10 protein-coding genes are annotated in these 11,763 nt (G+C 67.2%); 4 read left to right on the top strand and 6 right to left on the bottom strand.

The features are described from left to right. The first annotated feature begins 13 nt into the window (after positions 1-13). Both ASG79_RS09110 and ASG79_RS09105 read left to right on the top strand, forming a co-directional pair. Positions 14-1,465 carry an SDR family NAD(P)-dependent oxidoreductase gene (locus ASG79_RS09110; protein WP_056390307.1) on the top strand — a complete coding sequence of 484 codons (1,452 nt, stop codon included), beginning with the start codon at positions 14-16 and terminating at the stop codon, positions 1,463-1,465. A gap of 18 nt (positions 1,466-1,483) precedes the next feature. Then, complete coding sequence (locus ASG79_RS09105; protein WP_026266057.1) at positions 1,484-1,954, top strand: pyridoxamine 5'-phosphate oxidase family protein; 471 nt, start codon at positions 1,484-1,486, stop codon at positions 1,952-1,954. Positions 1,955-2,006: 52 nt separating this feature from the next. Here the strand turns inward: ASG79_RS09105 and ASG79_RS09100 are convergent, their stop codons facing one another. The 3 genes from ASG79_RS09100 to ASG79_RS09090 are packed head-to-tail and all read right to left on the bottom strand — an operon-like array spanning position 2,007 to position 5,398. Continuing rightward, positions 2,007-2,858 (bottom strand): transglutaminase family protein, encoded by an 852-nt coding sequence (locus ASG79_RS09100; RefSeq protein ID WP_056390304.1) that lies wholly within the window; start codon positions 2,856-2,858, stop codon positions 2,007-2,009. Beyond that, positions 2,855-3,781: an alpha-E domain-containing protein gene (locus tag ASG79_RS09095; RefSeq protein WP_013600945.1), complete on the bottom strand. Its 927-nt coding sequence runs from the start codon at positions 3,779-3,781 to the stop codon at positions 2,855-2,857. The genes ASG79_RS09100 and ASG79_RS09095 overlap by 4 nt, the downstream gene beginning before the upstream one ends. A 60-nt stretch (positions 3,782-3,841) precedes the next feature. Further along, positions 3,842-5,398, bottom strand: coding sequence for a circularly permuted type 2 ATP-grasp protein (locus ASG79_RS09090; RefSeq protein WP_056390300.1), 1,557 nt, complete (start codon positions 5,396-5,398; stop codon positions 3,842-3,844). Between the two features lie 113 nt (positions 5,399-5,511). On the opposite strand from ASG79_RS09090, the gene ASG79_RS09085 reads away from it, so the two are divergent. Both ASG79_RS09085 and pepN read left to right on the top strand, forming a co-directional pair. Then, on the top strand, positions 5,512-6,567 hold the full coding sequence (locus ASG79_RS09085; protein WP_235509775.1) for a YeiH family protein: 1,056 nt from the start codon (positions 5,512-5,514) through the stop codon (positions 6,565-6,567). A 33-nt stretch (positions 6,568-6,600) separates the two neighbouring features. Then, positions 6,601-9,219 (top strand): aminopeptidase N, encoded by a 2,619-nt coding sequence (gene pepN / locus ASG79_RS09080; RefSeq protein ID WP_056390296.1) that lies wholly within the window; start codon positions 6,601-6,603, stop codon positions 9,217-9,219. A 110-nt stretch (positions 9,220-9,329) separates the two neighbouring features. On the opposite strand, the gene ASG79_RS09075 is transcribed toward pepN, so the two are convergent. The 3 genes from ASG79_RS09075 to ASG79_RS09065 form a co-directional block, all read right to left on the bottom strand. Beyond that, positions 9,330-10,427, bottom strand: coding sequence for a biotin/lipoate A/B protein ligase family protein (locus tag ASG79_RS09075; protein ID WP_056390294.1), 1,098 nt, complete (start codon positions 10,425-10,427; stop codon positions 9,330-9,332). Positions 10,428-10,524: 97 nt separating this feature from the next. After that, a complete protein-coding gene (locus ASG79_RS09070; protein WP_018771158.1) occupies positions 10,525-10,782 on the bottom strand; it encodes a type B 50S ribosomal protein L31 in 258 nt (85 codons plus the stop codon). Between the two features lie 161 nt (positions 10,783-10,943). Next, positions 10,944-11,756, bottom strand: a complete 813-nt coding sequence (locus tag ASG79_RS09065) for a TrmH family RNA methyltransferase (RefSeq protein ID WP_056390291.1) — start codon at positions 11,754-11,756, stop codon at positions 10,944-10,946. Positions 11,757-11,763 lie beyond the last annotated feature (7 nt).

Here is an 11,763-nt window from a genome sequence, read left to right as displayed (position 1 = left end):
TAAAATTTTCCCAATGAGCTCCCCCGATCTGACCCCTGAGGACATCCAGGCCTGCCTCAAGGTCCTGAACACCATCCACGCCTATGACGAGGAGCACCCGGACTACATCTCGGTACGCCGCGCCACCGGAAAAATGTTCAAGGCCGTCAAGCGCCACCGCAGGGTCACCAAGCGCGACTCGATCGCCGACGCCGACCGGGCCGTCATTGCCCAGACGGCCACCGCCGCACCGGACCGGATCGATGACGAGACCCGCGGCAACAAGCTGGCGCCCTCAGCCACCGGCAAGATTGCGGGCCACCTCATCCGGTCCCGCCCCTGCTACATCTGCAAGCAGCACTACACGCAGGTGGACGCCTTCTACCACCAGCTCTGCCCCGAATGCGCTGCCTTCAGCCACAGCAAGCGCGACGCCCGGACCGACCTGACCGGCCGCCGCGCCCTGCTGACCGGGGGCCGCGCCAAGATCGGGATGTACATCGCCCTCCGGCTGCTGCGCGACGGGGCGCACACCACCATCACCACCCGCTTCCCCAAGGATGCGGCCCGGCGCTTCGCCGCCATGGAAGACAGCGGCGAGTGGCTGCACCGGCTCCGGATCGTGGGCATCGACCTGCGCGATCCTGCCCAGGTCATGGCACTGACCGACTCCCTCAACGAGGCCGGTCCACTGGACATCATCATCAACAACGCCGCCCAGACCGTGCGCCGCTCCGGCAACGCCTACAAGCCGCTGGTGGACGCCGAGGACGAGCCGCTGCCCGCGGCGCTTGAAGCGGCCAACGGCGGCCCCGAACTGCTGACCTTCGGCCATGCCCATGACAAGCACCCGCTTGCGCTTGCAGGCAGCGTCACCGAACATCCGGTTCTGGCCGGCGACGCCATCACATCACTGGCATTGTCCACCGGATCCGCGTCGCTGGAGCGGATCGCTTCGGGGACCGCCATCGACGCCGGCGGCCTGGTCCCGGACCTTGCCACCATCAACAGCTGGACCCAGGTGGTGGACGAAGTGGATCCCCTCGAGATGCTCGAGGTGCAGCTCTGCAACGTCACCGCGCCGTTCCTGTTGGTCAGCCGCCTGCGCGGGGCCATGAAGCGCTCCTCCGCACGGCGGAAGTACATCGTGAACGTCTCAGCCATGGAGGGCCAGTTCTCCCGCGCCTACAAGGGCCCGGGACATCCGCACACCAACATGGCCAAAGCCGCGCTGAACATGATGACCCGCACCAGCGCCCAGGAGATGCTGGACACCGACGGCATCCTGATGACCGCGGTGGACACCGGCTGGATCACGGACGAACGTCCCCACTTCACCAAGGTCCGGCTCATGGAGGAAGGCTTCCACGCACCCCTGGACCTGGTAGACGGCGCGGCCCGCGTTTACGATCCAATCGTCATGGGCGAAAAGGGCGAGGACCAGTACGGTGTCTTCCTGAAGGATTACAAGCCCAGCCCTTGGTGAAGGGCGTATGCTCACCGCATGAGCAACGAGTCATCTACCCAAGTGCAGAACCTCGAACACCATGAATGCTGGGCCCTGTTGCGTACCGTGTCCGTGGGCAGGCTGGCAGTACTGGTTGAGGGACGCCCGGACATCTTCCCGGTGAACTACACGGTGGACGGCGGCACGCTGGTCTTCCGGACCGGCCAGGGAACCAAACTCTCGGCGGCGACCGGCGACGATGCCGCAGTAGCCGTGGAGGCGGACGGTGTGGACGCCGACACGGGCCTGGCATGGAGCGTGGTGATCAAGGGCACCGCCGCCCTGGTCAAGAGCACCGAGGAGGTGCTGGAGACCTCCCGCCTGTACCTCTTCCCGTGGCAGTCGGGGCGGAAGGACGCATTCGTGCGCATCACCCCGGACTCAGTCACGGGCCGCCGCTTCAAGGTCACTGATCCGATGACATGGTGGACCCAGATCAGCAGCACCGCCAGGACGGCGCCGGAATAGAGCCGGCGGCCCCGGGTTCCCCGGCGATGGAAGCCGGGGAACCTGACGTGGCTCAGGCGAGCTGCGTGATCTCCACGCTGACTTTCAAGGCGGACCCGCCGCCTCCGGACAGGATGCCCTTGAGCGGTGGCACGTCACGGTAATCCCGTCCGCGGGCCACCGTGACGTGGAAGTCGCCGGCGGGTTTGTGGTTGGTGGGATCCCAGCTGCGCCAGACACCGTCCCACCATTCCAGCCACGCGTGCGACTGCCCGGCCACGGTCTCGCCGATGCCGGCGCTGGACCGCGGGTGCAGGTAGCCGGACACATAGCGGGCCGGAATGCCGCAGCTTCGCAGGGCACCGATGGCCAGGTGCGCCAGGTCCTGGCACACGCCCTGGCGCTGGCCCCAGGCTTCCTCCGCATTGGTGGTGACGGCGGTGGAGCCGGACATGTACGTCATCTCCCCCCGCATCCAGGCAAAGACGGCCATGGCGGCCTCGTGCGGGTTTTTCCCGGCCACGACGTCCGGGATGATGCCCAGCACTTCGTCGCCCGGCCCGCTCAGCCGGGACTGCGGCAGCCAGTCGCTGAACGCATCCAGCGTCTCCGGGGAGGCAAGGACGTCCCAGCCCACGATGTCCGCTTCAGCCGGGATCTTCTCGGCACGGTGGACTTCCACCGTGATGTTGGAGACCACCTCGAGGTTCTCGTGCGGCATCTGCATGTCGAACGCGGTCACCCTGGTCCCCCAGTAGTCGCGGTACGTGCTCACCGCCGCCTGGGACGGGGACACCTTCACCACGGACTCCAGGACCACCTGCTGCGAATCCGTCAGCGGCGTCATCCGGGCCTCGTTGTAGGACAGGGTCACCCGTTTGTTGTACTTGTAGGCCGTCCTGTGGACGATGCTCAACCGGGTCATGACACTTCTCCCACCCAGGCAAGTTCGTCCGCCTGATTGAAGTACTTACGGGAAATGGCATCCGAGGCCTGGGACACTGCCTTCTGTACACGCTCCATGTGCTCGGGCAGTTCGGACATGAGGTCATCCGTCCGGTGGAACTCAAGGAAGGTCCGGGCCTGCCCCACGATGCGGCGGGCGTCGTTGATGAAGCCCACCCGCTGCGCGGACGGGTCCAGCTTGGCCAGGCACTCGTCGGCGTCCCGCAGCGCGTAGACGATGGAGCGGGGGAACAGCCGGTCCAGCAGCAGGAATTCCGCGGCGTGCTGGTCTCCGAATGCCGCCCGGCGGGTGCGCAGGAAGGATTCATAGGCACCGGCGCAGCGCAGCATGTTGACCCAGGACATGCCGGCGGAGAGCACGTCGCGGGTGGACAGCATCCTGGCCGTCATGTCCGCGCGTTCCAGCGAACGGCCCAGGACCAGGAAGAGCCAGCTTTCGTCATGGCTCACTGTGGTGTCGGCAAGGCCGCTGACCATGGCGGTGCGCTCCAGGGTCCAGTTGCAGAAGCGGTAGGTGCCCACCACGTCCTTGCGGTGCTGGCTCAAGCCGTAATAGGTGGTGTTCAGGCTCTCCCAGAGGCCCGAGGACACGGTTTCGCGGGCACGGCGGGCATTCTCACGGGCAGCACCCAGGGAGCCGGCGATGGACGTGGCGCTGGTCTTGTCGTAGGCCAGGGCATGGAGCAGTTCCGGCAGGCCGAAGTCCTCGCTCTGCGGCCGGGCACCCATGACCGCCAGCAGTTCCTGGGCCACGCTCTTGCGCTCCTCCATGGGGAGGTGGTTCAGGCGTTCCAGGTGAACGTCAAGGATGCGGGCGGTTCCGTCCGCCCGTTCGACATAGCGGCCGATCCAAAACAGGGACTCGGCAATACGGCTAAGCATTCGCGGCTACCTCCAGCGTGCCCGGAACAGTGAAAGGGAAATGCCCGACGGCGGCGCGGCTCACTGCTGCTGCTCCGACTGGCGGTCGCGCCAGTTGCTTTCCACCGGCCACACGGAGACCCGTTCACGGACCGTGACGGACTGCCGGGGCACGGTTTCCACCGGCATCTGGGGTGAATCGGCCAGGACCCAGGTGTCCTTGGATCCGCCGCCCTGGCTGGAGTTGACGATCAGGGACCCTTCCTTCAGTGCCACGCGGGTCAGGCCGCCCGGGAGCACCCAGACGTTGTCGCCGTCGTTCACGGCAAAGGGCCGCAGGTCCACGTGCCTCGGGCCGAATTTGTCCCCGCCCAGGGTGGGAACGGTGGAGAGCTGCAGTACCGGCTGGGCAATCCAGCCGCGGGGGTCCGCGATGATCCGCTGCCGGAGGGCGTCCAGTTCGTCCTTGGAGGCATCCGGACCGATGACCAGGCCCTTGCCGCCGGAACCGTCAACGGGCTTGACCACCAGCTCCGCGAGGTTGTCCAGGGTGTACTCCCTGGCCTCCTTTTCCTCCAGGCGGAAGGTGTCCACGTTGGCGATGATGGGTTCCTCGCTGAGGTAGTAGCGGATCAGGTCAGGCACGTAACTGTAAACCAGTTTGTCGTCGGCCACGCCATTGCCCACCGCGTTGGCGATGGTGACGCCGCCGGCGCGGGCGGCATTCACCAGTCCGGGGCAGCCGAGCATGGAATCGGAGCGGAACTGGAGCGGGTCAAGGAAGTCGTCGTCGATCCGCTTGTAGATGACATCCACGCGCTGTTCACCGGCCGTGGTGCGCATGTAGACGCGGTTTCCGCGGCAGATCAGGTCGCGGCCCTCCACCAGCTCAACGCCCATCAGGCCGGCCAGGAGGGTGTGTTCGAAGTAGGCGCTGTTGAACACCCCGGGCGTCAGGACGACGACGGTGGGATCGTCCACGCCCGCGGGTGCGGTCTTGCGCAGGGCGGAGAGCAGGCGGCGCGGGTATTCCTCGACGGGCCGGATGAGCTGCTGGCCGAAGGCCTCGGGCAGGCCCTTGGCCATGGCACGCCGGTTCTCCAGCACGTAGCTGACGCCGGAAGGGACGCGGACATTGTCCTCCAGGACCCGGAAAGTGCCCGCGGCATCGCGGACCACGTCGATGCCGGAGATGTGGACCCGGACCCCGCCTGCCGGCTCGAAGCCGTGGACCTGCCGGTGGAAGTGGGCGCTGGTGGTCACCAGCTGGCGCGGGATCACGCCATCGGACACCACGGTCATCTTGTCGTAGACGTCGTTCAGGAAAGCTTCCAGGGCGCGGACGCGCTGGGCAACGCCCTTTTCCAGCACGTCCCATTCGGCCGCCGGGATGACCCGGGGAACGATGTCCAGCGGAAAGGGCCGCTCCTCGCCCGCGTAGTCGAACGTCACCCCGCGGTCCAGGAAGGTGCGGGCCATGGAGTCGGCGCGTGCGCTGACGTCCGCCAGGGAGAGCTTCCGGAGCGCGTCCGCCACCTGCCCGTACGAGTCCCTGGCCTGCTGCCCCGGGGCGAACATCTCGTCGTAGGCTCCGGTGCGGCCTGCGGCCTCGGAGTAATCCTGGAATAGGTCTGACATGTCCAATAGCCAACCATCTTTTTGTTTCGAATTCATTACTGCCATCCATTCTGGCGTGTTGGCGCCAATGGCCCGGTTCGTACTTTACGGGCACTGTCGGGCACAGTAGGTGAGTGCCAGTCAGCAGAAGCCTTCCAGCGCCGGGCCACGGCGGTTCCGGCCCCGGGATTGCCCGGCTGGTTCCGGGTCTGCTGACCGCCGCTGCCGCCGTCGCGGCGGCGTTCCTGGTGCATGGGCTGCTGCCGGCCCTTCCTGCCATGACCCTGGCCGTGGTCCTCGGCGTGCTCGCCGCCAACCTGCCCGGTGCCGGCGGCTGGACGGCGGGCCGGGCCCGCCCGGGACTGGACTTCGCCGGCAAGCACCTGATGCGCGGTGGAATCGTACTCCTTGGCCTGAAGGTCAGTGTCATGGACGTCCTGGGCCTGGGGTGGCTGGCACTGGTCCTGATCGTGGGCGTCGTGGCCGCCAGTTTCGGCGGGACGTACGCGATCTCGCGCCTGTTCCGCCTCCCGCCCGTGACGTCACTGCTGGTGGCCACCGGATTCTCCATCTGCGGTGCCTCCGCCATTGGCGCCATAGCCGCGGTCCGGCGCATCCGGCATGTGGAAACCGTCCTGCCCGTGGCCCTGGTCACCCTTTGCGGGACGCTGGCCATCGGCGTCCTGCCCCTCCTCGCCCAGCCCCTGGGACTCACGGCCACAGTCTTCGGGGCGTGGACCGGCGCGTCGGTCCACGACGTGGGCCAGGTGGTGGCCACGGCGCAAACCGCAGGTACCGCTGCCCTGGCGGTCGCCGTCGTCGTTAAGCTCACCCGCGTGCTGCTGCTGGCGCCCGTCGCCGCCCTGGCGGGTGCGCATCACCGCAACGGCGTGCGGGCCTTGGGCGCCGAGGGCGTGACAGCGGAAATGCCTCCGCTGGTGCCGCTGTTCGTGGTGGGCTTTGTTGCCATGGTGGGCCTGCGCTCCACGGGCTGGCTGTCCGGCGGCTGGCTGGACCTCGGGGCCACGCTGCAGGACATCCTGTTGGGTGCGGCCCTGTTTGGCCTTGGCTCTGCGCTGCGGATCCGCACCCTGCTCCACACCGGCGGGCAGGCACTCCTGGCGGCCCTCGCGTCCTGGCTCCTGATCGCCGTGTTGGGCCTGGGTGCCGCCTTCCTGATCGCCGGCTGAGCCAATGAATCAGCACCGTGATTAGATAGCCGGGTGTCACATGAGAATCTGCAGCGCCGTGAAGCCGCTGAACGTTCAGCACTTGTCCGCACCACCAGTTACGACATCTCCCTGGATGTGCGGCAGGCAGCGGATCCGGCGGTCCCCGGGTACACCAGCCGCAGCGTCATCACCTTCACCGCAAACCCCGGTGCCACCACGTTCCTGGATTTCATCGGCAGCGACGTGCACAGCGTGTTCCTCAACGGCAAGGGGTTGCGGGTGGACGACGTGGTGGACGGCGCACGGATCCGGCTGGACAACCTGCGGGCCGAAAACCAGGTCACGGTCACCGGAACAGCGCTGTACAGCCGCTCCGGCGAAGGCATGCACCGGTTCGTGGACCCCGCGGACGGCCAGTGCTACCTGTACACGCAGTACGAGCCCGCCGATGCCCGCCGGGTCTTCGCGAACTTCGAACAGCCCGACCTGAAGGCAACCTTCACCTTCCATGTGATGGCCCCTGCCGGGTGGCACGTTGCCTCCAACGGCGCCGAGGCCAACCGCACCCTGCTGACCAGCGATCCGGCCAGCGCGTGCTGGGACTTCGCCACCACCCTGCCCATGTCCACGTACATCACCACGGTCCTGGCCGGTCCGTATTTCAAGGCCGAGGACCGCTGGCAGGCCACGCTCGACGACGGCACCAGCCTGGACGTCCCGCTCGCCCTCTACTGCCGCGCGTCCATGGCGGACTCCTTCGACACCGCGCAGCTCTTCAGCCTGACCAAGAAGGGCCTCGACTTCTTCAACCGACTCTTCGACTTTCCCTACCCCTGGGGCAAGTACGACCAGGCGTTCGTCCCCGAATACAACCTCGGCGCCATGGAGAACCCGGGGCTCGTCACCTTCACGGAGAGCTACGTGTTCACGTCGCGGGCCACGGACGCCCAGTACCAGGCGCGGGCTAACACGCTCATGCACGAGATGGCGCACATGTGGTTCGGCGACCTGGTGACCATGCAGTGGTGGGATGACCTGTGGCTGAAGGAATCCTTTGCCGACTACATGGGAACGCTCGGTGTTGACCGGGCCACGGACTGGGACACGGCCTGGGTCAACTTCGCCAACAAACGCAAGGCATGGGCCTACGTGCAGGACCAGCTCCCCACCACCCATCCCATCGTGGCGGACATCCCGGACCTTGAGGCTGCCAAACAGAACTTCGACGGGATCACCTACGCCAAGGGCGCCTCGGTCCTCAAGCAGCTGGTGGCCTACGTCGGCTTCGACGCCTTCATCGCCGGGTCGCGGGAGTACTTCCGGAAGCACGCCTACGGCAACACATCCCTGGCCGACCTCCTCGCGGCCCTGGCTGCCGCCTCGGGGCGGGACCTGTCCGAATGGGCCCGGCAGTGGCTGCAGACCTCCGGAATTTCCCGCTTGTCCCTGGACCTCGGATCCGCCGGCGGGAAGGACGACGACGGCGTGCCGGGCCGGGTGGCCATCGTCCAGGAAGCAGTGGACCCGGTGACGGGACGTGAGGAGCTGCGCCCCCACCGCCTCCGGGTGGGCTCCTACGATTTTGACCCCGACGGCGCACTGGTGCGGACCGGAAGCATCGAAACGGACGTGGCCGGCGCGCGGACCGTGCTCCCCCAGCTCGCCGGGCAGCCGCGGCCGGCACTCCTGCTGGTCAATGACGAGGACCTGACGTACGCCAAGGTGCGGCTTGATCCGGTGTCGGAAGCCACGGTCCGTGCATCCCTGGACCGGATCAAGGACCCCATGACCCGCGCCCTCTGCTGGACTGCACTGTGGAATTCCGCCCGCGACGGCGAAAGCCCGGCGAGCCAATATGTTGACGCCGTGGCCGCCTTCGGTCCGGCTGAGACGGGCATCGGGGTGCTGCTGAACATCCTGGACAATGCAACTACCGCCGTCGAACGCTACACCCCGGCGGACACCCGTGACAGTGTTCGTGCTTCCTTCCTGGCGGCAGCCATAGCGGAGCTGGACCGGGCGGTCCCGGGCTCCGACGCGCAGCTTGCCTGGGCGCGCACCCTTGCTACCCTCAGCCGGCACGATGCAGCAGCGCTCCCCCGGCTCCGCGGCCTGCTGGACGGCACGTTCCCCGTGGAGGGCCTGGCGGTGGACGCCGAGCTGCGCTGGCAGCTCTGGCATGCGCTGGCCGCTAACGGGCAGGCCAGCGCGGCCGGGCTCGACGCCGAGCTGGCGCGGGACACCACGGCCTCAGGCCGGGCCGGACACGCAACTGCCATGGCATCCCGCCCCGACCCGGAGGTCAAGGCAGCGGCCTGGGAGGCCGCGGTCCAGGGGAGTGAGCTCTCCAACCAGCTCCTCACCGCCACCATCACCGGCTTCACCACCGCGCCGCCGGCCTTGTTGGAGCTGTACGTGGAGCCGTACTTCGACTGCCTGCGCACTGTCTGGGATGAGCGCACCATCGAAATCGCCAGCCGGATTGTCCGCGGACTCTATCCCGCAGCGCAGGACCTGGCGGCGGGCACACGCCCCGAAGACCACCCGGTGGTCCGCCGGACGGACGACTGGCTGGCCGCCAACCCCGACGCACCGCACGCCCTGCGCCGGATCATCATCGAGCAGCGCAGCCACCTGCTGCGGGCACTCACCGCGCAGGCCGCCGGGTAATCTGAGCGCTAACGGCGGTGCCAATGGACCCGCCTTGCGCAGTGAAGGCCGGGGCCGGTGCGCACGGGCAGTCCCCGCGCATCGAACCCTAAGGCCAGGGCGCTGCCCGGTTACGGGACCCGGTGGAGCCATTCCCTGGTACCGAACTTGGCGGCCACCCGTTCCTCGGCGGCCGCCAGTTCGTGTCCCGCCAGCTCTGACGGCGTTGCCCCGTAACGCTCGCTGAAGACCGCCATCATCGCCTCGATGATCGCCGTGCGTGCCAGGCCCGTCTGGCGCCGCAGCGGGTCCACCCGCTTCTTGGCGCTGCGGGTGCCCTTGTCGGAGAGCTTCTCCTTGCCGATCCGCAGGACCTCCACCATTTTGTCGGCGTCGATGTCATAGCTCATGGTGACATGGTGGAGCATGCCGCCATTGGCCAGGCGCTTCTGTGCGGCGCCGCCGATTTTTCCCTGGTCCGTGGCAATGTCATTAAGCGGGATGTAGAAGGCGTTGATGCCAAGCCGTTCCAGTGCGGCCATGACCCACGCGTCCAGGAAGGGGTAGGAGTCGGCGAAGCTGAGCCCGTCCACCAGGGTCTGCGGCAGGTAGAGCGAATACGTGATGCAGTTGCCGGCCTCCATGAACATCGCTCCCCCGCCGCTGATCCGGCGGACCACGTTGATGCCATGCCTGGCGACGCCGTCGGGGTCCACCTCGTTCTGCACGGACTGGAAACTGCCGATGACCACGGACGGCTCCTGCCAGTCCCAGAACCGCAGCGTGGGCGTGCGAGCCCCCGCGCCGACGGCCTCGGTGAGCACCTCGTCCAGGGCAACGTTGATTTCGGTGGGAAGCACGGTAGGCGCAATGACGTTCCACTCGTGGTCTCCCCAGGAGGTTGCCTTGGCCAGGGCACGGCGGACGGTGACGGCAACGGCGTCCGCGGAGAAGCCGAACAGCACGGCTCCGGCCGGCAGTGCGGCCGTGACGGCGGCTGCGAGGTCCTTGGCGGGCGTGGTGTCCGGCCGGCCGGTCAGTGCGCGGTTAATGTCCTCCAGTGCCTCGTCCGGCTCCAGGAAAAAGTCCCCGCTGACGGAGACGCCGGACAAGGCACCGTCCACCACGGCCAGGTCAACCACCACGAGCTTGCCGCCCGGAACCTTGTACTCGCCGTGCAGGCGCTGGTTGCTGGCGGCATCATGGGCAGGAATATGCGGCTCGGTCATGCTTTCCATCCTGCCCCAGAAAACGGGTGCACGGTTAAAAGCGGAATGCCCGCGCCGTTGCCGGTGCGGGCATTCCATCAGACCTTGGGGAAGAAGTTTACTTCTTGCCGCCGAAGCCCTTGAAGCGAGCGTTGAAGCGCTCGACGCGGCCTGCAGAGTCCATGATGCGCTGCTTGCCCGTGTAGAACGGGTGGGACTCGGAAGAGATTTCGACGTCGATGACCGGGTAGGTGTTGCCGTCTTCCCACTCGATGGTCTTGTTGGAAGACACGGTGGAGCGGGTCAGGAACTTGGTGCCGGAGGCCAGGTCGTTGAAGACAACAGCTTCATACTTCGGGTGTGTATCAGACTTCATAATGGGACCTTTGTTCGCGCAGCTGGATTTTGCCAGCTGCCAGGTATGAATGGGATGGCTGGGATCTGTTGCATCAGCCGAAGCTGAAAAAGCAGGACAACCAGCTATTCATCATAGCGGATGCGGGAGGGGCTGACGAACCGGTTCACCTGCGGCTTCGCCTACCCCTTCCGCGCCCGGAGCTCCCAGAACGCCACGGCCGAGGCGGCAGCAACATTGAGGGAATCCACACCGTTGCGCATGGGGATTTTGACGGCGAGGTCGACGGCGGCGAGGGTCTGGGGGCTCATGCCGGCGCCTTCGGTGCCAAGCACCAGGGCGAGCCTGTCCACGTTGCGCGAGGCGACGGCGTCGACGTCCTCCGCGTCCGGCGTCAGCTCCAGTGCGGCAACCGTGAAGCCGTGGTCCTTGAGCACCTGGAGGTCGCCCGGCCAGTCCTGCAGGCGCGCCCAGGGAACCTGGAACACCGTGCCCATGCTGACCCTGACGCTGCGCCGGTACAGCGGGTCCCCGCACCGGGGTGAGACCAGGACGGCGTCGATGTCCAGCGCCGCGGCGGAACGGAAGATGGCGCCCACATTGGTGTGGTCCACGATGTCCTCCAGCACGGCCACGCGCCGCGCTCCGGCCAGGAGATCCGGCAGCGGCACCGGCGCAGGGCGCTGCATGGCCGCCATGGCGCCGCGGTGCAGGTGGAAACCCGTGATTTCCTCCAGCAGGGCTGCCGAGCCAATGAAGGCCGGGACGTCGGGATATGCCTGGAAGACGTCGCCGAGGTCCGCCATCCACTTCTCCGCCAGGAAGAACGAGCGCGGCTGGTGGCCCGCAGCCAGCGCCCTGCGAAGGACCCGCGACGACTCGGCGATGTACATTCCCTCGGCGGGTTCGCGGAGCTTGCGGAGGTGTACGTCCGTCAGGGTGGTGTAGTCGCTGACCCGCGGGTCATCGGCAGAGTCGAGGTAGTGGAAGGTCACCGGGTGA

This window comes from Arthrobacter sp. Soil761 (assembly GCF_001428325.1).
Classification (GTDB): Bacteria; Actinomycetota; Actinomycetes; order Actinomycetales; family Micrococcaceae; genus Arthrobacter.
This window is presented reverse-complemented; position numbering and strand designations above follow the sequence as displayed.

Excerpts from the sequence above, each read along its gene's own strand:
- ASG79_RS09110 (WP_056390307.1), top strand. The coding sequence starts at position 14 with ATGAGCTCCCCCGATCTGACCCCTGAGGACATCCAGGCCTGCCTCAAG.
- ASG79_RS09105 (WP_026266057.1), top strand. The coding sequence starts at position 1,484 with ATGAGCAACGAGTCATCTACCCAAGTGCAGAACCTCGAACACCATGAA.
- ASG79_RS09100 (WP_056390304.1), bottom strand. The coding sequence starts at position 2,858 with ATGACCCGGTTGAGCATCGTCCACAGGACGGCCTACAAGTACAACAAA.
- ASG79_RS09095 (WP_013600945.1), bottom strand. The coding sequence starts at position 3,781 with ATGCTTAGCCGTATTGCCGAGTCCCTGTTTTGGATCGGCCGCTATGTC.
- ASG79_RS09090 (WP_056390300.1), bottom strand. The coding sequence starts at position 5,398 with ATGTCAGACCTATTCCAGGATTACTCCGAGGCCGCAGGCCGCACCGGA.
- ASG79_RS09075 (WP_056390294.1), bottom strand. The coding sequence starts at position 10,427 with ATGACCGAGCCGCATATTCCTGCCCATGATGCCGCCAGCAACCAGCGC.
- ASG79_RS09070 (WP_018771158.1), bottom strand. The coding sequence starts at position 10,782 with ATGAAGTCTGATACACACCCGAAGTATGAAGCTGTTGTCTTCAACGAC.